Annotated in this window: 22 protein-coding genes and 5 tRNA genes; 18 read left to right on the forward strand and 9 right to left on the reverse strand. The window is 73.4% G+C overall.

What is annotated here, in order from left to right; translation table 11 throughout:
• The first annotated feature begins 72 nt into the window (after positions 1–72).
• Both AB0I68_RS33695 and AB0I68_RS33700 read left to right on the forward strand, forming a co-directional pair.
• Positions 73–588, forward strand: a complete 516-nt coding sequence (locus AB0I68_RS33695; RefSeq protein WP_363181193.1) for a sigma-70 family RNA polymerase sigma factor — start codon at positions 73–75, stop codon at positions 586–588.
• 37 nt (positions 589–625) lie between these two features.
• Positions 626–1,132 carry a GNAT family N-acetyltransferase gene (locus tag AB0I68_RS33700; protein ID WP_363181235.1) on the forward strand — a complete coding sequence of 169 codons (507 nt, stop codon included), beginning with the start codon at positions 626–628 and terminating at the stop codon, positions 1,130–1,132.
• Here the strand turns inward: AB0I68_RS33700 and AB0I68_RS33705 are convergent.
• Positions 1,122–1,496 (reverse strand): hypothetical protein, encoded by a 375-nt coding sequence (locus tag AB0I68_RS33705; RefSeq protein ID WP_363181236.1) that lies wholly within the window; start codon positions 1,494–1,496, stop codon positions 1,122–1,124. The genes AB0I68_RS33700 and AB0I68_RS33705 overlap by 11 nt on opposite strands.
• Positions 1,497–1,593: 97 nt before the next feature.
• On the reverse strand, positions 1,594–1,962 hold the full coding sequence (locus AB0I68_RS33710; protein WP_363181194.1) for a hypothetical protein: 369 nt from the start codon (positions 1,960–1,962) through the stop codon (positions 1,594–1,596).
• An 87-nt stretch (positions 1,963–2,049) separates the two neighbouring features.
• Here AB0I68_RS33710 and AB0I68_RS33715 point away from each other — a divergent pair, with 87 nt between their 5' ends.
• The 9 genes from AB0I68_RS33715 to AB0I68_RS33755 all read left to right on the forward strand — a co-directional run bounded on the left by AB0I68_RS33715 (position 2,050) and on the right by AB0I68_RS33755 (position 13,361).
• Positions 2,050–2,175 (forward strand): hypothetical protein, encoded by a 126-nt coding sequence (locus tag AB0I68_RS33715; protein WP_363181195.1) that lies wholly within the window; start codon positions 2,050–2,052, stop codon positions 2,173–2,175.
• 384 nt (positions 2,176–2,559) lie between these two features.
• Positions 2,560–3,633, forward strand: a complete 1,074-nt coding sequence (locus tag AB0I68_RS33720; protein WP_363181196.1) for an ATP-binding cassette domain-containing protein — start codon at positions 2,560–2,562, stop codon at positions 3,631–3,633.
• On the forward strand, positions 3,630–4,298 hold the full coding sequence (locus AB0I68_RS33725; RefSeq protein WP_363181197.1) for a methionine ABC transporter permease: 669 nt from the start codon (positions 3,630–3,632) through the stop codon (positions 4,296–4,298). The genes AB0I68_RS33720 and AB0I68_RS33725 overlap by 4 nt, the downstream gene beginning before the upstream one ends.
• A gap of 118 nt (positions 4,299–4,416) precedes the next feature.
• Positions 4,417–5,280, forward strand: coding sequence for a MetQ/NlpA family ABC transporter substrate-binding protein (locus AB0I68_RS33730; RefSeq protein ID WP_363181198.1), 864 nt, complete (start codon positions 4,417–4,419; stop codon positions 5,278–5,280).
• Between the two features lie 239 nt (positions 5,281–5,519).
• Positions 5,520–6,194 (forward strand): GNAT family N-acetyltransferase, encoded by a 675-nt coding sequence (locus AB0I68_RS33735; RefSeq protein ID WP_363181199.1) that lies wholly within the window; start codon positions 5,520–5,522, stop codon positions 6,192–6,194.
• A 78-nt stretch (positions 6,195–6,272) separates the two neighbouring features.
• A complete protein-coding gene (gene cbiE / locus AB0I68_RS33740; protein WP_363181200.1) occupies positions 6,273–7,490 on the forward strand; it encodes a precorrin-6y C5,15-methyltransferase (decarboxylating) subunit CbiE in 1,218 nt (405 codons plus the stop codon).
• A 288-nt stretch (positions 7,491–7,778) separates the two neighbouring features.
• A complete protein-coding gene (cobT, locus tag AB0I68_RS33745) occupies positions 7,779–10,970 on the forward strand; it encodes a nicotinate-nucleotide--dimethylbenzimidazole phosphoribosyltransferase (protein WP_363181201.1) in 3,192 nt (1,063 codons plus the stop codon).
• A gap of 275 nt (positions 10,971–11,245) precedes the next feature.
• Positions 11,246–12,463: a uroporphyrinogen-III C-methyltransferase gene (cobA, locus tag AB0I68_RS33750; protein WP_363181202.1), complete on the forward strand. Its 1,218-nt coding sequence runs from the start codon at positions 11,246–11,248 to the stop codon at positions 12,461–12,463.
• A 58-nt stretch (positions 12,464–12,521) separates the two neighbouring features.
• Positions 12,522–13,361: an RNA methyltransferase gene (locus AB0I68_RS33755; protein ID WP_363181203.1), complete on the forward strand. Its 840-nt coding sequence runs from the start codon at positions 12,522–12,524 to the stop codon at positions 13,359–13,361.
• A gap of 98 nt (positions 13,362–13,459) precedes the next feature.
• Here AB0I68_RS33755 and AB0I68_RS33760 read toward each other — a convergent pair whose 3' ends face one another.
• The gene (locus AB0I68_RS33760) at positions 13,460–14,689 is read right to left on the reverse strand and encodes a protein kinase (protein WP_363181204.1); all 1,230 of its coding nucleotides are present in this window, start codon (positions 14,687–14,689) and stop codon (positions 13,460–13,462) included.
• A gap of 563 nt (positions 14,690–15,252) precedes the next feature.
• Here AB0I68_RS33760 and AB0I68_RS33765 point away from each other — a divergent pair.
• The 3 genes from AB0I68_RS33765 to AB0I68_RS33775 all read left to right on the forward strand — a co-directional run bounded on the left by AB0I68_RS33765 (position 15,253) and on the right by AB0I68_RS33775 (position 17,111).
• The gene (locus AB0I68_RS33765; protein WP_030860094.1) at positions 15,253–15,438 is read left to right on the forward strand and encodes a hypothetical protein; all 186 of its coding nucleotides are present in this window, start codon (positions 15,253–15,255) and stop codon (positions 15,436–15,438) included.
• A gap of 201 nt (positions 15,439–15,639) precedes the next feature.
• The gene (locus tag AB0I68_RS33770) at positions 15,640–16,731 is read left to right on the forward strand and encodes a phosphotransferase (protein WP_363181205.1); all 1,092 of its coding nucleotides are present in this window, start codon (positions 15,640–15,642) and stop codon (positions 16,729–16,731) included.
• A 65-nt stretch (positions 16,732–16,796) separates the two neighbouring features.
• Positions 16,797–17,111 (forward strand): zf-TFIIB domain-containing protein, encoded by a 315-nt coding sequence (locus AB0I68_RS33775; RefSeq protein ID WP_363181206.1) that lies wholly within the window; start codon positions 16,797–16,799, stop codon positions 17,109–17,111.
• A 99-nt stretch (positions 17,112–17,210) separates the two neighbouring features.
• Here the strand turns inward: AB0I68_RS33775 and AB0I68_RS33780 are convergent.
• The 5 genes from AB0I68_RS33780 to AB0I68_RS33800 all read right to left on the reverse strand — a co-directional run bounded on the left by AB0I68_RS33780 (position 17,211) and on the right by AB0I68_RS33800 (position 17,683).
• Positions 17,211–17,285 (reverse strand) — tRNA-Val (locus AB0I68_RS33780).
• 48 nt (positions 17,286–17,333) lie between these two features.
• Positions 17,334–17,405, reverse strand: a tRNA-Val gene (locus AB0I68_RS33785).
• 19 nt (positions 17,406–17,424) lie between these two features.
• Positions 17,425–17,496 (reverse strand) — tRNA-Val (locus tag AB0I68_RS33790).
• 1 nt (position 17,497) lies between these two features.
• Positions 17,498–17,571 (reverse strand) — tRNA-Cys (locus tag AB0I68_RS33795).
• A 39-nt stretch (positions 17,572–17,610) separates the two neighbouring features.
• Positions 17,611–17,683 (reverse strand) — tRNA-Gly (locus AB0I68_RS33800).
• A 180-nt stretch (positions 17,684–17,863) separates the two neighbouring features.
• Between AB0I68_RS33800 and AB0I68_RS33805 the strand changes: the two genes are divergently transcribed.
• From AB0I68_RS33805 to AB0I68_RS33815, 3 genes are all read left to right on the forward strand, one after another.
• Positions 17,864–18,919, forward strand: coding sequence for a chorismate-binding protein (locus tag AB0I68_RS33805; protein ID WP_363181207.1), 1,056 nt, complete (start codon positions 17,864–17,866; stop codon positions 18,917–18,919).
• Between the two features lie 16 nt (positions 18,920–18,935).
• The gene (locus AB0I68_RS33810) at positions 18,936–19,760 is read left to right on the forward strand and encodes an aminodeoxychorismate lyase (RefSeq protein ID WP_363181209.1); all 825 of its coding nucleotides are present in this window, start codon (positions 18,936–18,938) and stop codon (positions 19,758–19,760) included.
• Positions 19,761–19,856: 96 nt separating this feature from the next.
• On the forward strand, positions 19,857–20,681 hold the full coding sequence (locus tag AB0I68_RS33815) for a GNAT family N-acetyltransferase (RefSeq protein WP_363181210.1): 825 nt from the start codon (positions 19,857–19,859) through the stop codon (positions 20,679–20,681).
• Between the two features lie 92 nt (positions 20,682–20,773).
• Here AB0I68_RS33815 and AB0I68_RS33820 read toward each other — a convergent pair whose 3' ends face one another.
• Entirely contained in the window at positions 20,774–21,268 is a 495-nt protein-coding gene (locus AB0I68_RS33820; RefSeq protein WP_363181211.1) for a DsbA family protein, read from the reverse strand.
• Between the two features lie 193 nt (positions 21,269–21,461).
• On the opposite strand from AB0I68_RS33820, the gene AB0I68_RS33825 reads away from it, so the two are divergent.
• A complete protein-coding gene (locus AB0I68_RS33825; protein ID WP_363181212.1) occupies positions 21,462–21,911 on the forward strand; it encodes a hypothetical protein in 450 nt (149 codons plus the stop codon).
• Positions 21,912–22,003: the final 92 nt, after the last annotated feature.

The raw sequence follows: 22,003 nt of genomic DNA on the forward strand, positions 1-22,003 counted from the left end.
CGGAGTATCACGTACGGGTGGGCTGAGCCGGGCGGGGAAACCGCCGGGCACAGCCCGCGCGTCCCGCCCGGCATGGACCTGCTGAAGGACTCCGACCTCCTGAAGGAACTGGCCCCGCTGCTCTCCGCCGAGGCGGCCGCGGAGGCCCCGGGCGCCGGCGTGGAGGCGGCCGACCTGGAACAAGCCGTCTGGGTCAGGCTGCTGGAACACGAACCCGCCCCGGCCGAGCCGGCGCGCTGGCTGCGCCGCGCGGTGCGCGCCGAAGCCCGCCTCGCCCGGCGCCGGGCCCGCCGCGAGGTCCCCTACGGCTGCCGGCCCGGAAGCGCGGGCGCCGAACCCGAAGACGCCCTGCTGCACGGGGAGGAGAACCGGGCCCTGCGGTCGGCGGTCGCCCGACTGCCCGGACGGTGTCCGGAGCTCATGAGGGCACTTCTTTCGCCCAGAGACCTCACCTACCGTGAAATCGCAGGAGAGTTGGGTATCTCACAAGGAAGTTTGGGACCCGTCCGTTCCCGTTGCCTGGGATGTCTGCGCAGAATGCTGGCGTCAGAGGTTGCGGCTCCTCGCCTTCGGGGAAGGGAGCGGTAGACCAATGGGCTACCAGGTGAGCGGGAGGCATGCGCACATGGGCATGAGCGTGACCATTTCGGCGGCAGTTGCCGAGGACACCGAGCAGATCCTCAAACTGCAGTACCTGGCGTTCCAGCGCGAGGCCGAGCTGTACGGCAATTACCGCATCCAGCCGCTCACCCAGACCCTGGACTCCCTCAAGGCGGAGCTGGAGTCGGACACGGTACTGGTGGCCCGGCTCGGCGACGAAGTGGTCGGCACCGTGCGCGGCAGCGTCGACGGGGACGGCACCGGCAGGATCGCCAAGCTCTGCGTCCACCCGCGCCTTCAGGGCCACGGGCTCGGCGCCCGGCTGCTGCGCGCCGTCGAGGAGGCCCTCGCGGGGCACGGCGAGACCGCCCGCTTCCGCCTGCACACCGGCCACAAGAGCGAGTCCAACCTGCGCCTCTACCGCAAGGCCGGGTACGTACAGGTCGGCGGCCGCACGGCGTCCGACGGCGTCCGTCTGCTGATCCTGGAGAAGGAGGCCACCGACGCGGCCGACTTCGCGGTCAGCGCCTGACGCGCAGCCAGAGCATCCCGGTGATCGGCAGGATCACCGGGATGAACAGGTAGCCCATCCCGAAGTCCGACCACACGGTCGCGTCCGGGAAGGCCTCGGGGCGCACCAGCGTCCAGGTGCCCACGGCCAGTACGCCGGTCAGCTCGGCGGCGCAGCAGATCCGCGCCGCCTTGCGGGCCGTCTCCCCGCCGCGCACCAGCGAGTACGTGATGAAGGCGTACACGAGGGCGGCCACGGCGGACAGCGAGTAGGCGAGCGGCGCCCGGTCGAACTCGGTGGAGATCTGGTAGAGCGAGCGCGAGACCGCGCCGACCGTGATCACCCCGTACAGCCAGACCAGCAGCAGCCCGGGTCCGGAGACCAGCCGCTTGCGCTCGGCGGGGGCGGCAGGGACAGGGGAGGCGGGAGAGCCGGCGGCGCCGGCCGGGTCCGTGGTCTTGTCGTCCGCGGTCTTGTCGGTGTCAGGCACCGGGGGTCCCCCAGATGTCGTAGAGCCGTACTTCGAGGACGGCGAGGACGACCGCGCCCGCGGCCACCGTCACCGAACCCCACTTGGTCCGCTCGCTCAGCGAGAGCAGTCCGGCGGCCGGGACCGCCGCGAGGGCGCCCACCAGGTAGGCCACGAAGATCACCGTGCCCTCGTCGGGCTTGCCGCCCTGCGCCAGCTTGACCACGCCGACCACCAGCTGGGCCAGGGCCAGCAGGGTCACCACGCCCATGCCGATGAAGTGCCAGTCCTTGGTCGGCTGGTCCCGCAGGGCGGCGAATCCGCACCAGGCGGCGAGGGCGAGTGCGGCGGCGCCGAGGGCGACCGTCAGGGCGTCGAGCATGCAGCGAGGGTATTACGGGCCGAAAGACCCGGTGCGCGCGCCCCTGGGTGCGCCCGCGGCAGGCCCGGCCGGAAGCCGTTCCGGGCCGTGGCCCCGGCCACAGCGCACACCGTCGCCGGGCGCGATGCGGATGCGGTCGTACGGGACCTCCCGGCCGTGTCCGTGCAGGTCGGCGACGGCGGTGCGGCAGTGTCGGCGGACGGCCCGGGCTGACCGATGTTGTCCGGGATGTGGTCGGATTCTGTCCGCTATCCGGACGGCGTTGATCGGTGAAGGGAGAGGTCTGCTTTACTTGGGCCCATGACCACGACGAGCAGCCGCACCCTTGCGACCGAGGCGACGATGACGCCCGGTGCTCGTTGTATGTGTCGAATGTGCGCCTTCTGAGGGCCCCTCTCCTGAGTCCCGCGCCCCGAAGCGAGACCGGCCGAGCCCGTCCGCCCCGCCACTGCACGGCAGTACGGACCGGATTGCTCCTGCCCCCGCGCATGCGTGAAAACCGCCGATAAATCCCGGTTCGACCCGTATCGCGTCCCAGATGTTTGCCCCGTGCCCGGCAGCCCGCTGCGCCGTGCACTCGACAGCGACGGAATTCCTGTGATCACCACATCGGGCCTCACGAAGGTCTACCAGTCCCGTGGCCGCGAGGTCACCGCCCTGGACGGCGTCGATCTGCACGTCCGCGAGGGCGAGGTCTACGGAGTCATCGGCCAGAGCGGCGCCGGCAAGTCCTCCCTGATCCGCTGCGTGAACCTGCTGGAGCGTCCCACCACCGGCACCGTGACCGTCGACGGCGTCGACCTCACGGCCCTGGCCGGCCGCGGCCGGCGCGCCGGCAAGGAGCTCCGCGAGGCCCGCAGCCGTATCGGCATGGTCTTCCAGCACTTCAACCTGCTGTCCTCGCGCACCGTCCAGGGCAACATCGAACTGCCCCTGGAGATCCTCGGCGTCTCCGGCCGCGAGCGCTCCCGCAAGGCCCTCGAACTCCTCGACCTCGTCGGCCTCGCCGACAAGGCCAAGGCCTACCCCGGCCAGCTCTCCGGCGGCCAGAAGCAGCGCGTCGGCATCGCCCGCGCCCTGGCCGGCGACCCCAAGGTGCTGCTCTCCGACGAGGCCACCAGCGCACTGGACCCCGAGACCACCCGCTCGATCCTCCAGCTGCTGCGCGGCCTCAACCAGCAGCTCGGCCTGACCGTCCTGCTCATCACCCACGAGATGGACGTCGTCAAGACCGTCTGCGACTCGGCCGCCCTGATGAAGCAGGGCCGGATCATCGAGTCCGGCACCGTCGCCGAACTGCTCGCCACCCCCGGCTCCGAGCTCGCCGGCGAACTCTTCCCCGTCAGCGGCGCCGCCACCGGCCCCGAACGCACGGTCGTCGACGTCACCTTCCACGGCGACGCCGCCACCCAGCCGGTCATCTCCCAGCTGTCGCGGACGTACAACATCGACATCTCGATCCTCGGCGCCGCGATGGACACCGTCGCCGGCCGCCAGATCGGCCGTATGCGCATCGAGCTTCCCGGCCGCTACGAGGACAACGTCGTCCCGGTGGGCTTCCTGCGCGAGCAGGGCCTCCAGGTCGCCCTCGTCGACGGAGCCGACGACACCGAAAACGCAGAAGACGCCGACGCCGAGCTCGCCCAGCTCGTCAAGGATGGTGCCCAGTGACCTGGTCCGAGATGCAGCCCCTGCTCACCCAGGGCACGTACGACACCCTCTACATGGTGCTGTGGTCCACCCTGGTGACCGTGCTCGGCGGACTGCCGATCGGCATCCTGCTCGTCCTCACGGACAAGGGCGGCCTCCTGCAGAACCGGCCGCTCAACAAGGTCCTCGGCGTGATCGTGAACATAGGCCGCTCGCTGCCGTTCATCATCCTGCTGATCGCCCTGATCCCGGTCACCACCGCCGTCGTCGGCACCTTCATCGGCCCCACCGCCATGATCGTCCCGCTCGCCATCGGCGCCATCCCCTTCTTCGCCCGCCTCGTCGAGACGGCCGTCCGCGAGGTGGACCACGGCCTGATCGAGGCCGTCGAGTCCATGGGCGGCGGCGTCCCCACCCTGGTCGGCAAGGTGTTCCTCCCGCAGGCCCTGCCCTCGCTGGTCGCCGGCGTCACCACCACCCTGATCACCCTGATCGGCTACTCCGCCATGGCCGGCGCGGTCGGCGGCGAAGGCCTCGGCTCCAAGGCCATCACCTACGGCTTCCAGCGCTTCGAGACCGGCTTCATGCTCGCCACCGTCGTGGTCCTGATCGCCATCGTCACGGTGATCCAGCTGATCGGCGACGGCGTGGTCCGCCTCCTCGCCCGACGCGGCCGGACCGCCTGAATCCCGCAGGCCGCACCAGACTTCTCCACCCCAGAAAGCCCGCACTTGTCGTGCTTGGGCCACCACCGCAAGACCGCGCACGACCTGCGCACTTGCACCGCAATGAAAGGCACTCTTCGTGCGTAAGAACATCAAGGTCACCGCTTTCGCCGCCGCCTCCGCCGCGCTCGCCCTCGGCCTCACCGCCTGCGGCAGCTCCTCGGACCCGTCCTCCGCCAAGGCCGACGGCGGCAAGGCCGACGAGAGCAAGCCGCTCGTCATCGCGGCCTCCCCGAGCCCGCACGCCGACATCCTGAACTTCGTCAAGGACAAGCTCGCGGCCAAGGAAGGCCTCAAGCTGGAGGTGAAGGAGTTCACGGACTACGTCCTGCCCAACACCGCCACCGAGCAGGGCCAGGTCGACGGCAACTACTTCCAGCACAAGCCGTACCTCGACGACTTCAACAAGAAGAACGGCACCCACATCGTGCCCGTCGTGAACGTGCACCTGGAGCCCCTCGGCCTCTACTCCAAGAAGGTCAAGGCCCTCGCCGACATCAAGCCCGGCCAGACCGTCGCCGTCCCCAACGACACCACCAACGAGGGCCGCGCGCTCCAGCTGCTCGCCGCGAACAACCTGATCACCCTCAAGGAAGGTGCCGGCACCGGCGCCAAGCTGTCCGACATCACCGACAAGAAGGGCCTGGAGTTCAAGGAGCTGGAGGCCGCCACGGTCCCGCGCGCCCTGAACGACGTGGACGCCGCCGTCATCAACGGCAACTACGCCCTCGAGTCCAAGCTCTCGCCCGCCAAGGACGCGCTGGTCCTGGAGAAGGCCGACGGCAATCCGTACGCCAACTTCCTCGCGGTGAAGGCCGGCAACGAGAAGGACCCGCGGATCGAGAAGCTCGCCAAGCTCCTGAACTCGGACGAGGTCAAGAAGTTCATCGAGGACAAGTACCAGGGCTCGGTCGTCCCGGCCTTCGGCGCCCCGAAGTCCTGACCGCTCCCACCCCGCTCCCGGCCCACCGGCCACGGCTCCACCCGGCGCCACCTGTGCCTACGGCCCCGCACGCCCTCCCGGGCGTGCGGGGCCGCTGCATGCCCGCTCCCGGGCAAGGGGCGGCCATGCACTTCCGCCGGGCGATGCTGCATGCTGTGGCGGGGCGGCCCCGTACCACCACGCCCCGCACACACGGTCCCGCACCACGGTCGCCCCACCTCTCAGGCATGGAGCTGCGCATGACTACCACCTTCCCGGACGTCACCATCAGCACGGACCGGCTGGTGCTGCGCGCCTTCGATGCGGAGGACGTCACCGCGCTCGCCGAGATGATGAACGACGAGCACATCACCGCCTGGACCTCCGTACCGCACCCCTACACCCACGCCGACGCCCACGGCTGGGCCACCCGGCACTCCCACGCGGAGCGCACCGAGGGCAGAGGCATCGTCTTCGCCGTCGCCGAGTTCCTCACCCAGCGCCTCGTCGGCATCGTGCACCTGCAGAACACCAACTGGCGCACCCGCAGCACCGAGGTCGGCTACGTCACCGCCCCCTGGGCCCGCGGCGAGGGCTACGCCAGCGAGTCCGTGCTCGCCGTCGCCCAGTGGCTCTTCCGCGACCAGGGATTCGAACGCCTCGAGCTGCGCACCGCCGCCGACAACACGGCCTCCCAGCAGGTGGCCCAGAAGATCGGCTGCATCAGCGAAGGCGTCCTTCGCAACGCATGGATAGTGCGCACCCAGAACCCCGACGGCTCCTGGACGGACACCCGTACCGACCTCATCGTCTGGAGCCTGGTCCCCGAAGACCTCGAGGACCCGGACGGCTACAACGGCCACGACGGCTACGGATACGGCCTCGGCACACAGGTGGACGCGAGCGGCTACGCCGTCGGCGCCGACTGGAGCTGACCCAGTGACCAGGTAGTCTCACGGTGCCCGCCCCTGCCGGCGAAACCTCGCCCGCCCCACCCCAGGAGACTGACGACGATGGCCGACCGGGTCACGGTGATCGGCTGGGACGGCTCGCCCCTGACCGCGGCCGCCCGGTCCGCGCTCTCCGCCGCCACCCTCGTGGCCGGCGCCGCCCACCACCTCGCACTCCCCGAGGTTCCGCCCACCGCCGAACGCATCCGCCTGGGCAGCCTCGGCCTCGCCGCCCGCCGTATCGCCGGCCACCGCGGCACCGCCGTCGTCTTCGCCGACGGGGACCCCGGCTTCTTCGGAGCCGTACGCACCCTGCGCGCCCCGGAGCACGGCCTCGAGGTCGAGGTCGTCCCCGCAGTGTCCTCCGTCGCCGCAGCCTTCGCCCGCGCCGGCATGCCCTGGGACGACGCCCAGGTCGTCGTCGCCCACCCCCGCACCCTGCGCCGCGCCGTCAACGTCTGCCGCGCCCACGGCAAGGTCGCCGTCCTCACCTCGCCCGGCGCCGGCCCCGCCGAACTCGCCCTGCTGCTCGGCGGGGTCCACCGCACGTTCGTGATCTGCGAGGAGCTCGGCACGGCCAGGGAACAGGTGACCGTCCTGACCTCCGACCGGGCCGCCGACCACAGCTGGCGCGACCCCAACGTCGTCATCGTCATCGGCGGACAGGCCTCCTCCGTTTCCTCTTCCTCCTCCGCCGCCGAACCGGCATGGCTGCTCGGCCAGAGCCCCGCCCAGACCGGCGCACGCGGCTGGGCCCGGCCCCAGGCCGACGCGGGGGAAGGGGAGTCGGCCCAACTGCGCGCCGCCCAGCTCGCCCGCCTCGGCCCGCGCACCGGCGACCTGGTCTGGGACATCGGCACCGGCTCCGGCGCACTCGCCGTGGAGGCCGCCGCGTTCGGCGCCGCCGTCATCGCGGTCGACGCCGACCCGCGCGCCTGTGAACGCGCAACTGCCGCCGCCCGCAAGCGGGGCGTGCAGCTCCAGGTCGTCGCCGGCCGCGCACCGCACGTACTGGAAGACCTCCCCGAACCCGACGTCGTCCGCATCGGCGGCGGGGGAGCCGAGGTCGTCGCGGCCGTCGCCGACCGCCGCCCCGAACGGATCGTCAGCCACGCCTCCACGCGCGACGAGGCGGAGGCGATCGGCCGCGCGCTCACCGAGGGCGGCTACACCGTCGAGTGCGCGCTCCTCCAGTCGGTGGGCCTGGACACCCGTACGTGGGGTGAACAGGACCGTTCCGTTGTCTTCCTCCTGGCAGCCGAACGCCCCGTGGGCCGCTAGGCCGGAGGCCGGGGTAGGCTGGCCGATCGTCGTACTGACCTGGCCGTACTGCCCTGGTTTGGCCAGGGGTGACGGCACCGCAAGATGCGCGACGTGGCGCAGTCCACAGCCGACCATGGCAGTTATGGCCGCCATGGTGGCTAACGGGCGCGACAATGCTTACTGGTTGTCGCGCAGGGTGTGCGAGAGACGAACGCGTCGCACGGCAACCCCGCACGCAAGGCCGCCCGGCGGCCTCGTGGGCGACCGGGCGATCGAAGAGGCACAACCGATGGGCGAGGGGTACGCATGACTGACACCGGCCAGGTACCGGGCGAGGGTCTCCCGGACAACGCGGGCATGGTGGATCAGCAGGGCAATCCCGCTCCGGTCCAGCATCAGGGCCCCGTCCCCGCTCCCGTCCAGGGCGGCTACGCCTTCCAAGACCTCGTGGACAACCCGGCCGAGCCGGAGGACGAGGAACTGCTGCTGATGCCGAGCGGCCAGGGCGCGTGGAGCGACCCGCAGGTCGTCCCGCCCGCGCCGGTCTTCCCCGTCGACACCTCCTACGGCGACGCGCCCTACGCCGAGTACCCCGAGGCGCCGGCCGCCTACGCGGAGCCCGCGTACCCCGGACAGCCCGGGTTCCCCGAGCCCTCCTACGCCGACGCCTCGTACAGCGCGGGCGCGCACGAGGCCGGCGGCCGCGACTCCGGTGCGCTCGACCTCGGCGGCCTCCTCGTCCCGCCGCAGGCGGCCGCCCCGGTGGCCCCGGCCGCGCCCGTCGCCCCGGCCGCGGCCGCCCGTCGGCCGCTGCACATGGGTCCGCCCGTGCCCGAGGCCACCGGCGGAGTCGTACGTTCCCTCGCCGATCGGGGTCCGGCCGCGGCTCCCGTGGCGCCCGTGGTGGCCGCCGCACCCGTGGCCGCACCCGTGCCGGTGCCGGTAGCCGCGGCTGCGGTGAGCGCGCCGGTTGCGCCGGTTCCGGTGCAGGTGGCCGTGCCGCCGACCGCCGGTCCCGAGTACCTTGACGTCCCGCGCCCCGAGGCCGCCGCCGTACCGGCCGCGCCGCAGCCGGGCGAGATCCCGCCGCAGGCCGGTGAGCCGTGGACGGCGGAGCCGGCGTCCGCCGTGGTCCCGGAGCCGGCCGTAGTCCCGGTGGCAGCCGAGGCTCTGGTGGCAGCCGAGGCCCCCGTGGCCGCCGAAGTCCCCGGAGCCCCGGAAGCCCCCCAGCCGGAGCCGGCCGCCGCGGCGGAGCCCGCGCCGGTCGTGGAGGCCGCGCCGGAGCCCGTCGCCGAGGCGACTGCCGCCGCGGAGCCCGTCGAGGCCCCCGTGGCGCCCGCCGTCGCCGTCGAGCCGGAGCCGGAGCCGGTCGTGGCCGAGGCTGCGCCCGTGAGCGTGCCGGTGGTGGAGGTACCCGTGGCGGACGCACCGGTCGTCGCGGAACCCGTGGCCGAGGTACCGGTCGCGGAGGCGCCGGCCGCCGGGCCGCAGCCGGAGACCCTGCCCGCAGAAGCCGTGGTCCAGGCCCCCGAGGCCGTCGAGCCCGTCGCCGCGGAGCCCGTCGCTCCCGAGGCCCCCGTGGCGCTGGAAGCCGTACCGGAGGCTGCTCCGGAGGCCGTGGCGGTGGAGCCCGAGGCCGTCGTGGCCGTGGAGCCCGCAGCCGCCGCCGAGCCCACCCCCGAGCCGGCGGCCGAAGCCGAGGCCGAAGCAGTCGCCGAACCGGTCGCCCCGGCCGCGCCCGAGCCCGTCGTGGAGCCCTCCGCAGGCGAAGCGGCCCCCGCGTACGCCGACGCCGAGCGCGAGGCCGTCCTGCGCGTCATGCGCGAACGCCGCGACATCCGCAACGGCTTCCGCACCGACCCGATCCCGCACGAGGTGCTGCTCCGCGTCCTGGAGGCCGCGCACCACGCGCCCAGCGTGGGCCACTCCCAGCCCTGGGACTTCGTCGTCATCCGCTCGGCCGAGACCCGCCGGACGATGCACGAACTCGCCCAGCGCCAGCGCGAGGCCTACGCGAAGTCGCTGCCCAAGGGCCGGGCGAAGCAGTTCAAGGAACTCAAGATCGAGGCCATCCTCGACACCCCGGTGAACATCGTCGTCACCGCCGACCCCACCCGCGGCGGCCGCCACACCCTCGGCCGGCACACCCAGCCGCAGATGGCCCCGTACTCCTCGGCCCTCGCCGTCGAGAACCTCTGGCTCGCCGCGCGCGCCGAAGGCCTCGGCGTCGGCTGGGTCAGCTTCTTCGACGAGCGGGAGATGGTCCGCGAGCTCGGCCTCCCGGAGCACCTCGAGGTCGTCGCGTACCTGTGCGTCGGCTACGTCGACGAGTTCCCGGAGGAGCCCGAGCTGGCGCAGGCCGGCTGGTCGAAGCGCCGGCCGCTGGCCTGGGTCGTGCACGAGGAGACGTACGGCCGCCGCGCGCTGCCCGGCGAGGAGCCGCACGACCTGCTCTCGGAGACGGTCGCCAGCATCCGCCCGCTCGACGCGAAGGCGCTGGGCGAGGCGTGGGAGCGCCAGAAGCGCATGACCAAGCCCGCCGGGGCCCTGGGCATGCTCGAAATCATCTCCGCCCAGCTCAGCGGCCTCTCCCGGGTCTGCCCGCCGCCGATCCCGGAGCCGGCCGCGGTCGCGATCTTCGCGGGCGACCACGGGGTCCACGCCCAGGGCGTCACCCCGTGGCCCCAGGAGGTCACCACGCAGATGGTCGCCAACTTCCTGGGCGGCGGCGCGGTCTGCAACGCGTTCGCCAACCAGGTGGGCGCCGAGGTCTGTGTCATCGACGTCGGCGTCGCCGGCGACCTCCCGGCCACGCCGGGCCTGCTCCCGCGCAAGGTCCGCCCGGGCACGGCCGACCTCTCGACGGGCCCTGCGATGACCCGCGAGGAGGCCGTCGCGGCCATCGAGGTGGGCATCGAGACCGCCCGCGACCTGGTCGCGGCGGGCAACAAGGCACTGCTCACGGGCGAGATGGGCATCGCGAACACGACGGTGTCGGCGGCGCTGATCTCGGTGTTCACCGGGGTCGACCCGTCGGAGGTCACCGGACGCGGCACGGGCATCAACGACGAGACGCACGCCCGCAAGGTCGAGGTCGTGCGCCGCGCGCTGGAACTCCACCAGCCGGACCCGGCGGACCCGATCGGCGTCCTGGCGGCCATCGGCGGCCTGGAGCACGCGGCCATCGTCGGCCTCCTCCTCGGCGGCGCGTCCCTCCGGACTCCCGTGATCCTGGACGGCGTGAGCGCGGGCGCGGCGGCGCTGGTCGCCCGGGCCATCGCCCCCGAATCCCTCTCGGCGTGCATCGCCGGCCACCGCAGCGCGGAGCCGGGGCACGTGGCGGCCCTGAACAAGCTCGGCCTGCGCCCGCTGGTGGACCTGGACCTCCGCCTGGGCGAGGGCACGGGCGCCCTGCTGGCCCTCCCCCTGGTGCAGAGCGCGGCCCGCGCGATGCACGAGGTCGCCACGTTCGACTCGGCCGGCGTCACGGAGAAGTAACCGGTCCCCGGCCCCCGTCCCACCGCGCCTCAACCGCCGGCGGGGCCGGATGCTGCGGCGTTCGAGGCGCGGGTCCGGGCCGGGCGGGTCCGGCCCCGTCGGGCACGGCCGATGCCGTTGTGGCACGGCCGGGTCCCGGCGGGGGTCCGGGGCCGGCGGTGGGACCCCGGGTCGTATCGTGGACCCGGACACCGAAACCGCACGTCACACCCCGACAAGCCGCTCCAGCGCAGCAGCGGCCCGCAGACACCGCCGCATCAGGAGCCGCAACCGCCATGGCACACCCGGCACACCCCGCGTACCCCGTAGGACTCCGCCTCGCCGGCCGCCGTGTCGTCGTCATCGGCGGCGGTCAGGTCGCCCAGCGTCGGCTGCCCGCGCTCGTCGCGGCCGGTGCCGACGTCCTGCTGATCTCCCCTTCCGCCACGCCCTCCGTGGACGCCATGGCGGAGACCGGCGAGATCCGCTGGGAGCGCCGCCGCTACCAGGACGGCGACCTCGACGGCGCCTGGTACGCCCTGATCGCGACCCGGGACCGGGCGGCCAACGACGCCGCGTCCGCCGAGGCCGAGAGCCGCCGGGTGTGGTGCGTGCGGGCCGACGACGCCGAGGCGGCCACCGCCTGGACCCCGGCCACCGGCCGGGTCGAGGGTGTGACCGTCGCCGTCCTGAGCGGCAACGACCCCCGCCGCTCCGCCGCCGTCCGCGACGCCGTCGTCGAGGGGCTGCGGGACGGCTCCCTCACGGCCGCCCGCCCGCACACCCCCGGCGTCGCCCTCGTCGGCGGCGGCCCCGGCGACCCCGACCTGATCACCGTCCGCGGGCGCCGCCTCCTCGCCGAGGCCGACGTGGTCATCGCCGACCGGCTCGGCCCCCGCGACCTGCTCGACGAACTCCCGCCGCACGTCGAGGTCATCGACGCCGCGAAGATCCCGTACGGCCGCTACATGGCCCAGGAGGCCATCAACAACGCCCTGATCGAGCACGCCAAGGCCGGAAAGGCCGTGGTCCGGCTCAAGGGCGGGGACCCGTACGTCTTCGGCCGCGGCATGGAGGAGCTCCAGGCCCTCGCCGAGGCCGGCATCCCCTGCACCGTCGTCCCCGGCATCTCCAGCTCCATCTCGGTGCCGAGTGCCGTCGGCATCCCGGTCACCCACCGCGGCGTGGCGCACGAGTTCACCGTGGTCAGCGGCCACGTCGGCCCCGACGACCCGCGTTCCCTCGTGGACTGGGCCTCCCTCGCCAAGCTCACCGGCACCCTGGTGATCCTCATGGGCGTCGACAAGATCGGCCTGATCGCCGAGGCCCTGGTCCGGCACGGCCGTTCCGCCGACACCCCGGTCGCGGTCGTCCAGGAGGGCACCACCGCCACCCAGCGCCGCGTGGACGCCACCCTCGCCACCGTCGGCGAGACCGTACGGGCGGAGGGGATCCGTCCGCCCGCGGTCATCGTGATCGGCGAGGTCGTCAACGTCGGTACCCCCACCGCCTGAAGCGCCCGCGCCCGGCAGGGCCGTTGGCACCACACCCCGGACAAGGCAGTATCACCCTGTGGCTGATCTCATCACCGTCGAAGACCCCGACGACCCGCGCCTGCGCGACTACACGGGCCTGACCGACGTCGAACTCCGACGCCGGCGCGAGCCCGAAGAGGGCCTGTTCATCGCCGAGGGCGAGAAGGTCATCAGACGCGCCAAGGACGCCGGGTACGAGATGCGCTCGATGCTGCTCTCCGCGAAGTGGGTCGACGTCATGCGCGACGTCATCGACGAGCTCCCGGCCCCGGTCTACGCCGTCACCCCGGAGCTCGCCGAACGCGTCACCGGCTACCACGTGCACCGCGGCGCCCTCGCCTCGATGCAGCGCAAGCCGCTGCCGACGGCCGACGAACTGCTCGCGGGGGAGGAGGCGGGCCGACGGATCGCCGTCTTCGAGGGCTTCGTCGACCACGCCAACCTGGGCGCCGCGTTCCGCAGCGCAGCCGCCCTCGGCATCAGCGCGATACTGCTCTCCCCGGACTGCGCGGACCCGCTCTACCGGCGCGCCATCAAGGTCTCGATGGGGTCCGTCTTCTCGGTTCCGTACGCACGCCTGGACCAGTGGCCCGCCGACCTCGAGAAGGTCCGCGAGGCGGGCTACCGGATCCTGGCCATGACGCCGAGCCCGAAGGCCACGCCGCTGGACCAGGTCCCGCCGGAGCGCTTCGAGCGTTCCGCGATCATGCTCGGGTCCGAGGGGCACGGCCTGTCCACGTACGCGCTGCGGGCCGCCGACGAGTGGGTCCGGATCCCGATGGCGGAGGGGATCGACTCGCTGAACGTGGCCGCGGCCTCGGCGGTGGCCTTCTACGCGACCCGCCCGCCCCAGGCCCCCACCCCGCCGGAGGTCTAGCTAGGGGGTCCGCACGTCCCGCCCGGCCCGCGACCCCTGGCACCGCGCCTCACCTCGCCGCGTCGTCGGAGCGCGCGAGTACGGCCGAGTACGTCGCCCTAGAACTTCTGGGCGGCGGCGATCCCCAGCGCGACGATCAGCGTCACCACGACGAACACGATCAGCCGCTGCCGCATCAGTTTGGGGTCCGGGCGCGAGGGGCGCCGCCCCGTGCCCGTCGTCCGCGGGGCCGGGCGGCCGCCCGTACGCCCCGCGGTCGGCCGGGAGGACGGGCCGCCCGGGTTCCGCGCGGACGAGGGCCGCGAGGCCGAGGGCCGTGCGGGGGCGGGCCGGGTGTGCGGACCGCTGTCCGGGCCCTGTCCCTGGCTCGGCGGCTGGGGCGCGGGCGTGCCGCCGGTGCGGCGCTCCGTGCGCTGGTCCGTGTACGCATCGGCCCGCTCCGCCAGCCGCCCGGTGGGCCGCTCGGTCCGGGCGCGCTGCGCGGGCGGGCGCCCGTCGGACAGCCCGTGCGCCTCGCGGGCCGCGATCTCCTTCAGCCGCATCGACAGCTGCAGCGTGCTGGGCCGCTCCTCGGGATCCTTGGCCAGGCAGGCCTGTACGAGGGGCGCGAGCGCGTCCGGGACCCCGACCAGATGCGGCTCCTCGTGCACCACGCGGTACAGCATGACCTCGGAACTGCCGTGCCCGAAGGGGGAGTCGGCGGTCGCCGCGTAGGCGAGGGTGGCGCCCAGCGCGAACACGTCGGTGGCCGGGGTGACGGCGGCCCCGCGCACCTGTTCGGGCGCGAGGAAGCCGGGGGAGCCGACGGCCGTGCCCACATGGGTGAGGGTGCTCGCACCGGTGGCCCAGGCGATCCCGAAGTCGATGATCCGGGGGCCCTTGGGAGACAGAAGAATGTTCGAGGGCTTGAGATCGCGGTGGACGACCCCCGCCTCGTGCACGGCGACCAGTCCCTCGGAGAGCGCGGCGCCGATCGCGGCGATCTGCGCAGCCGTGAGGGGACCCTCCTCGGCCACCTTGTCGTGCAGGGACGGGCCCGGCACGTACTGGGTGGCGAACCACGGCCGCTCCGCCTCCAGGTCCGCGGCCACCAGGCGCGCGGTGCACCCGCCGCGGATCCGCCGGGCGGCGGACACCTCGCGCGCGAACCGCGAGCGGAACTCCTGGTCCTCGGCCAGATCCGGCCGGATCACCTTGAGCGCGACACGCTGGCCGCGCCGGTCGGATCCCAGGTAGACCACGCCCATGCCGCCGGCGCCCAGCCGTCGGTGCAGCCTGAATGAGCCGACGACACGCGGGTCCTCGCGCCGGAGCCGCATCATCGCCATGTCCACCCCGCTGACCGGTCGTCCTGTTGACCTGCCACAGCTTACGGACCATCCGCCATGAGCGCTCAGAGGCCGCGCCCTCGCCGGAAGATTCGATGGTCAGTGCGGCACAGCCCACTTGAGGTTCCTCACCCGCACGGACCCCTGTCCGTACGGCACTTGCCGGTACGGCCAAACGGCCCTGGCACCAAGGGGATTGAGGCGCCCGCGAGGGTGGTGTGCCGGGCGCACGGCAGGCCGGGGGCGCGTGCGCGGGACCGAGCGGCAGAGGGATCTTGTGCGTACCCCGTCGGCAGACACGCATGCGCGGGGAGTGAAGGAAGTGAGCGAAGTCACCACCCCCCGGTCATCCCCTCCGGGAAGACCCCCAGTACGGGAGAGCGGTCTCCACCCAGGGGAGTACGCCAGGGGTGGTCCCGTCATCCTCCTGGAGGCCTGCCAATGGGTACGAGGGCAGGAGGCCAGGGGCCGTGCGCCCGCCTAGTGTTGAAGACAAGCGGCGGGTGGCGCACTCGTCCCCCGAGGTCACGAGCCCGCCGCTGCCGACCGACAGGGAGAGGACCATGGCGGACATCGCACGGCACGGACGCAAGGCATTCGCGTTCAACGGCCATGAGTCCGGCACGCGCCATCCACTGGTGGCCGCGGCCATGGTGCTCCCCCTGGCCGCCCTCCTGCTCTTCCTCTTCGGAGGATTCGACCAGGTGGCGGCACAGGCGTCGTCCGTGGGCGTGATGCTGGGGCGCTGAGCGGCGCCCCGGGTCCGGGAGAGCGGCCCGGACCGGGACATCGGCCCGTCGAACCCCGTGGGGACGGGGGCGCGACGGACGGCAGGAGAAGGGTGCTGCCCGTACGACTGGGGAGTCGGACGGGCAGCACCCTTCTTCATGGCGTCCCGCAGTTCCGTAACCTGCTCCCGAGACACCAGCGACGGGAGCCGTGGAGCCGCGATGAACCAGGAGCCACTGCCCGCCGCCCTCGCGGCGTACGCCGGCGCGGGGGAGCGGGACGCCCCGTACGAACTCCTCGCCGAGCGGGAGGACGGGACCGTCGTGCGCTGCGGCGAGATCGTGGCCAAGGCGCATGCCGGGGACAGCGACCGCGAGGGCCTCGCCGTACGGATGCGGATCGCCGCGGACGAGGCGCTGGCCGGCGTGCTGCTGGCCCCGCTGCGCCCCGAGGTCGGCTACCTCGGGGGCCGCCCCGTGTCCCTCTGGCCGTACGGGGCCCCGGTCGACCCGGAGCGCCCCGAGGACGCCCCCTGGGAGGCCGCCGCCCGGCTGCTGGCGGCCCTGCACCAGGTGCCCGTGCACCGGCTGCCGGGCCCGGTCCCGCCGATGCGCGGCCCGGCCAAACTGGCCCGGGCCCTGCGCCGCCTGGCGCGGGCGACGGCTCCGGGCCGGGCTGCCGGCGCCGCTGCCGTCGCTCCCGCGGGGGCGGCCGCTCCCGCGGGGGCGGACAGCGCCCCGGCCGCCCCCGCTGCCGCCGGTGCGCCGGGTTCCGCCGGATCCCGTACCGGTGCCGCCCTCGTGCCCGGCCCCGCCGAGGGCCGCTCCGCGGGCGACCTCGTGCGCGCCGCCGCCCGGGCCCTGCCCGCCTGGGTGCGGGGGGAGGCGCCGGCCCCCCGGGGCGGGGCGCTGTGCCACGGGGACCTGCACCTCGGGCAGTTGGTCCGGGGGCCCGGACCCGACGGCGGCTGGCGGCTCATCGACGTCGACGACCTCGGCATCGGGACCCCCGCCTGGGATCTGGCCCGGCCGGCCGCCTGGTACGCCGCCGGGCTCCTCGACACCGGCACCTGGGTTCGCTTCCTCGACTCCTACCGCGCCGCCGGAGGCCCCGCGGCCGGGCCGCCCGGCTCCGACCCGTGGCCGGAACTGGACCTCGCCGCCCGGGCCCTGACCGTGCAGACCGCCGCTCTGGCCCTGGCCAAATCGGTAGAAAACCGCCGCCGACTCGACGACCTGGAACGGCTGATGGTGGACTCTTGCGCCCGAATCGCCACCCTCCCGCCCGACTTGGAGCCGCAGGCTCCGTCGTAGGGTGAGCTTCACGCCACCGGGCAGGCATCCGGTGTCGAAGCAGACGGCGAGGAGTTGATCCGGTCATGCAGTGTCCGAAGTGTCACGCGATGATGCACACCTACAACCGCAACGGTGTCCAGATCGAGCAGTGCAGCGGCTGCCGCGGCATCTTCCTCGACTACGGCGAGCTGGAGGCGCTGACCCGTCTGGAGTCCCAGTACATCGCGGGCCAGTACGGCCAGGTCCCGCCGCCCGCCGCGCCCCCGGCCCCCTACCCGGCCGCGCACGCCGCCCCCGCCCCCGCCTGGGGCGCCCCGCACCACGGCGGCCACGGTCACGGCCACGGTCACCACGGCCACCACAAGGGCGGCTTCGGCCGGATGCTCTTCTCCTCCTGAGGCGCCCCGGGGCCCCGCCCGCGGGGCCCCACCCGCTCCCCGGCGGCGCACCCGCACCACGCAGAAGCCCCGGCCGTCGAGACGGCCGGGGCTTGCGGATGGTGCGCGATACTGGGATTGAACCAGTGACCTCTTCCGTGTCAGGGAAGCGCTCTCCCGCTGAGCTAATCGCGCGGAAACGGCCGTGAAGCCGCAGGTGGAACCGGTACTGCAGGTGCTGCGTGCGCGATACTGGGATTGAACCAGTGACCTCTTCCGTGTCAGGGAAGCGCTCTCCCGCTGAGCTAATCGCGCGGGGATCCTTGCGGATCAGTGGACGATACTGGGATTGAACCAGTGACCTCTTCCGTGTCAGGGAAGCGCTCTCCCGCTGAGCTAATCGTCCTTGGAGGTGGAGACGGGATTTGAACCCGTGTAGACGGCTTTGCAGGCCGTTGCCTCGCCTCTCGGCCACTCCACCATGAGGCTGCAGGGGCTCTCGGGAAGATCCCCCACTTCGAGCGGACGACGAGACTCGAACTCGCGACATCCACCTTGGCAAGGTGGTGCTCTACCAACTGAGCTACGTCCGCAGGTCACCGTGTTCGCTCCGGGGTTTTTCCCCTTCGCTCCCTGGCGACGTGTTGAACTCTAGCGGATTCCCGGGCCAGCTCAAAAACGCGTTTCCGCAGCGTGCTGCCGCTCGATCACCACCGGTCACCCGTCGGTCACCTCACCGGCGCCGCGGCGTCACCGGTCATAGACTCGCAGCCGTGCACGACCTGCTTCCCCTGGCCCGCTTCGGCGGCCTCCTCGCGACCGACCTCCGAGACGTCACCAGCGACCCCTCCGCCTTGGACTCCAGCGGCTTCTGGGCGGTGTCCGCAGACTTCGAGGGGCGCCTGGTGTGCGCGCGCTTCGGCGACGTACGCCCCGACCCGGTACCGGCGCCCGTCGCGGGAGCCTGGCGCGGCCCCGCCGCCGACCGGTGGACCTCCTCCCTCGACCGCGCGGCCTACACGGCCGGCGTGCGCCGCATCCGCGAGTACATCGCCGCCGGCGAGGTCTACCAGGCCAACCTCTGCCGGGTGATGTCCGCGCCGCTGCCCGACCCGGACCGCGCCGACGTCGACGCCCTGACGGCGCTGCTCGCGCGCGGCAACCCGGCCCCGTATGCAGGAACGATTCGCCTCCCGGCCCACGGGGTCGAGATCGCCACCGCGTCCCCCGAGCTGTACCTGCGGCGGGCCGGCCGCCACGTGGAATCCGGCCCCATCAAGGGCACCGGCCGCACTGTCGCGGACCTCCTGCCCAAGGACCACGCCGAGAACGTGATGATCGTGGACCTCGTACGCAACGACCTCGGCCGGGTCTGCACCACCGGCTCCGTCGCCGTGCCCCAGCTCTGCGCCGTCGAGGAGCACCCGGGCCTGGTCCACCTCGTCTCCACCGTCAGCGGCGAACTCGCCGACGGCGCCGGCTGGCCCGAGCTGCTCGCCGCCACCTTCCCGCCCGGCTCCGTCACCGGCGCGCCCAAGTCCTCCGCCCTGCGGATCATCGACGCCCTGGAGACCGCCCCCCGCGGCCCCTACTGCGGGGGCATCGGCTGGGTCGACGCCGACCGCGGCACCGCCGAGCTCGCCGTCGGCATCCGCACCTTCTGGATAGACCGCCAGGGCCCGGGCGGCCCGCGCCTGCTCTTCGGCACCGGCGCCGGCATCACCTGGGGCTCCGACCCCGAGCGTGAATGGGCCGAGACCGAACTGAAGGCCGCGCGGCTGCTCCGGGTAGCGTCGGGAGCCCATGAGGTGACCGGTACCCCTGGGTGAGCGGAGGGATCGTACGGTGAGGATCTGGCTCGACGGCGCGCTGCGGGACGCCGACAGCGCACAGGTGTCCGTGTTCGACCACGGGCTCACCGTGGGCGACGGCGTGTTCGAGACGCTGAAGGCGGAGCGCGGCACAGCCTTCGCGCTCACCCGGCACCTGGACCGGCTGACCCGCTCGGCCGGCGGCCTCGGACTGCCCGACCCGGACCTGGACGAGGTGCGCCGCGCCTGCGCGGCCGTCCTGGAGGCCAATCCGCTGCCGCTCGGCCGGCTGCGCATCACGTACACCGGCGGCCTCTCCCCGCTCGGCTCGGACCGCGGCGACGCCGGCCCCACCCTGGTCGTGGCCGTCGGCGGGACCGCCCGCCGGCCGGACTCCACCGCCGTGATCACCGTGCCCTGGGTCCGCAACGAGCGCTCCGCCGTCGCCGGCCTGAAGACCACCTCGTACGCGGAGAACGTCGTCGCCCTGGCCGCCGCCCACCGGGCCGGGGCCTCCGAGGCCCTGTTCGCGAACACCCTCGGACGGCTGTGCGAGGGCACCGGCTCCAACGTGTTCGTCGTACTCGACGGGGAGCTGCACACGCCGCCCCTCGCCTCCGGCTGCCTGGCCGGCATCACGCGCGCCCTCGTCGCGGAGTGGGCCGGGGCCAAGGAGACGGACCTGCCCTTCGAGGCGCTGGAACAGGCCGAGGAGATCTTCCTGACCTCCACGCTGCGCGATGTGCAGGCCGTCCACCGGGTCGACGACCGCGCGATGGCCGCGGCCGCGCCGGGACCGGTCACGGCCGAGGCGATGGGGATCTTCGACGCGCGCTCCGGCGAGGACCTGGACCCGTGAGACGGGCACGACCGTGACGCGGGCGGCGGCCGAACCGGCGGAACCGCCCGTTTAATGCCTGTCGCAGGTGGCCGCAGGGCGGGTAGAACTCGATTGATGACCACCACCCTGCGGCCGAGCGGGCCGCTTCAGCAGAGCACCGGGGGCGCGCGGTCGCGCCCGTACGAGATCCGGGTCAACAGCAGGCGCGTCGGCGCGCTGCTGGTCGCCTGCGACACCCCCTTCGGACCGACCGTCGGGGAGATCCGCGACCTCGCCGTCGACGAGCCCGACCGCAGGCGCGGCCGCGCCACGGTCGGTGCGCTCGCCGCCGAGGAGGTGCTGCGCGGCTGGGGCTGCCGCCGCGTCCGGGTCTGCGTACCCGCCGCATCGGCGGGCGGCCTGCGGATGGCGCAGGCGCTCGGGTACGCCGAGTACAGCCGCATCATGGCCAAGGACCTCCCCGCGGAGCCGCCCGAGCTCCGGGAGGGGGTCGTCGGCCGCCCCATGACGGAACCCGAGTACGAGGTCTGGCTCGTCGACGCGATCGAGGGCTACGCCGCCGACTGGAGCAGCCGCGGCATGCCGGAGGAGGCCGCACGGGCGAAGTCGGTGGCCGACCACCAGCGCCAGCTGCCCCACGGACGGGCCACCGAGGGCACCACCCTCCGGGTCCTGGAGGCGGAGGGCGCCCCGGTCGGCCACCTGTGGGTGGCGCCGGCCGGGGAGGGCGCGTACGTCTTCGACGTCGCGGTCGCCGAGGAGCACCGGGGCCGGGGGCACGGCCGCGACCTGATGCTGCTCGCCGAACGCGAGGCCCTCGCCGCGGGCCACCGTGTCCTCGGCCTCCAGGTCTTCGCCGGCAACACCCCGGCCCTGCGGCTCTACGAGTCCCTCGGCTACCGGACGACCGCAGTCAACTACGCCAAGGACCTGCTCTAGGGGGTGTCCGGAAGGGTTCACCGGCTCGCGGCGCCCCCGGCGCTGTCGGGGGAGCGCCAGGGGCCCACCGGCAAGCCTTCCCGGTCACAGCACTAGCCGGCGAGCAGGCGGTCCGCGATCTCCTCGATGCGGGCGCGCAGGCCCTCCTGGCTCTTGCCGCCGTCGAGGCGCTCGCCGTCGATCACGTACGTCGGAGTGCCGGTCACGCCGATCGCCTTGCCTTCGGCCGCGTCGGCGTCGACGATCAGGATGTGCCGGCCGTCGATCAGGGCGGTGTCGAACTCCTCGGCGTCGAGGCCGAGTTCGCGCGCCACGTCCAGCAGGACGGCCTCGCCGCGCTCGCCGAGCTCCGCGGTGCGGGCCAGTACGGCCTCCACGTACGGCCAGGCCCGGCCCTGCTCCGCGGCCTCCTCGGCGGCCTGCGCCGCGGCGAAGGCGTGCTTGTGCTTCTCCAGCGGGAAGTGGCGCAGCCGGATGTCCAGCCGGTCGCCGTAGCGGGCCCGCAGGGCGTGTACGTCGTCCAGGGCGCGGTGGCAGTCCGGGCACTGGAGTTCGCACCAGACGTCGAGGATCACGGAATCGGTCATGCGGACAGTCTCCCAGCCGCCGGGCGCCGCCACCGAAACGCACCCCCCGGCGCACCCCCGGCGCAGCCCCTGAGGAGGAGCCGCGACCCCGAGATCTCCCGGAGATCGGCGCGGGAGCCGCCGCGGACGTGGCCGGTACGGCGGTGTCCGGTGCAGGATGGAAGGGACAGTTCGCCCACCCCTGGAGGACCGCATGATTGCCGAGACCGTATGTGCCGCGGTGTCCGCGGCGGGCCTGGGCATCGCTGCCGTGACCGCCTACCGCAAGCGCTTCCTCGCCGCCACGCGGATCGCGGCGTACGCGCTGGTGCCGGTCGCCCTGGTGATGACGGGCTTCGTGGAGTGGGTGTCCGGGATGGTCTTCGATCCGACCGTCTGGGCCGGCTTCGGACTGCTCGGGCTGTCCTGGGTGCTGTTCATGACCACGCGCGCCGTCGAGCGCCGCAGCCTCGGCGCGGCGGAGAAGCCGGCGAAGGCCGCCAAGGGGAGTCCCGCGCGGGAGGCCGTGGCCCCGGCCGCGTCCGCCGCCTCGCTGGAACGGGGCGCCCGTCCGAAGCCGGAATCCCGCCAGAGCGCCGCCCCTGCCACTCCTGCGGATGACTTCTCCGACATCGAAGCGATTCTCAAGAAGCACGGCATCTGAGGTCCGGGCGCGAAATCGCCGGGGCCTGACGAGAAGGGGTGAACTCCCGCGTAAACGCTGGCGTGTTGAGGGCTGAATGCGGGCGCCCTGCG

The sequence above is a fragment of the Streptomyces sp. NPDC050448 genome (genome assembly GCF_040655295.1).
GTDB lineage: Bacteria > Actinomycetota > Actinomycetes > Streptomycetales > Streptomycetaceae > Streptomyces.

Excerpts from the sequence above, each read along its gene's own strand:
- AB0I68_RS33695 (WP_363181193.1), top strand. The coding sequence starts at position 73 with ATGGACCTGCTGAAGGACTCCGACCTCCTGAAGGAACTGGCCCCGCTG.
- AB0I68_RS33700 (WP_363181235.1), top strand. The coding sequence starts at position 626 with ATGGGCATGAGCGTGACCATTTCGGCGGCAGTTGCCGAGGACACCGAG.
- AB0I68_RS33710 (WP_363181194.1), bottom strand. The coding sequence starts at position 1,962 with ATGCTCGACGCCCTGACGGTCGCCCTCGGCGCCGCCGCACTCGCCCTC.
- AB0I68_RS33735 (WP_363181199.1), top strand. The coding sequence starts at position 5,520 with ATGACTACCACCTTCCCGGACGTCACCATCAGCACGGACCGGCTGGTG.
- cbiE (WP_363181200.1), top strand. The coding sequence starts at position 6,273 with ATGGCCGACCGGGTCACGGTGATCGGCTGGGACGGCTCGCCCCTGACC.
- cobT (WP_363181201.1), top strand. The coding sequence starts at position 7,779 with ATGACTGACACCGGCCAGGTACCGGGCGAGGGTCTCCCGGACAACGCG.
- cobA (WP_363181202.1), top strand. The coding sequence starts at position 11,246 with ATGGCACACCCGGCACACCCCGCGTACCCCGTAGGACTCCGCCTCGCC.
- AB0I68_RS33760 (WP_363181204.1), bottom strand. The coding sequence starts at position 14,689 with ATGGCGATGATGCGGCTCCGGCGCGAGGACCCGCGTGTCGTCGGCTCA.
- AB0I68_RS33765 (WP_030860094.1), top strand. The coding sequence starts at position 15,253 with ATGGCGGACATCGCACGGCACGGACGCAAGGCATTCGCGTTCAACGGC.
- AB0I68_RS33770 (WP_363181205.1), top strand. The coding sequence starts at position 15,640 with ATGAACCAGGAGCCACTGCCCGCCGCCCTCGCGGCGTACGCCGGCGCG.
- AB0I68_RS33775 (WP_363181206.1), top strand. The coding sequence starts at position 16,797 with ATGCAGTGTCCGAAGTGTCACGCGATGATGCACACCTACAACCGCAAC.
- AB0I68_RS33815 (WP_363181210.1), top strand. The coding sequence starts at position 19,857 with ATGACCACCACCCTGCGGCCGAGCGGGCCGCTTCAGCAGAGCACCGGG.
- AB0I68_RS33820 (WP_363181211.1), bottom strand. The coding sequence starts at position 21,268 with ATGACCGATTCCGTGATCCTCGACGTCTGGTGCGAACTCCAGTGCCCG.
- AB0I68_RS33825 (WP_363181212.1), top strand. The coding sequence starts at position 21,462 with ATGATTGCCGAGACCGTATGTGCCGCGGTGTCCGCGGCGGGCCTGGGC.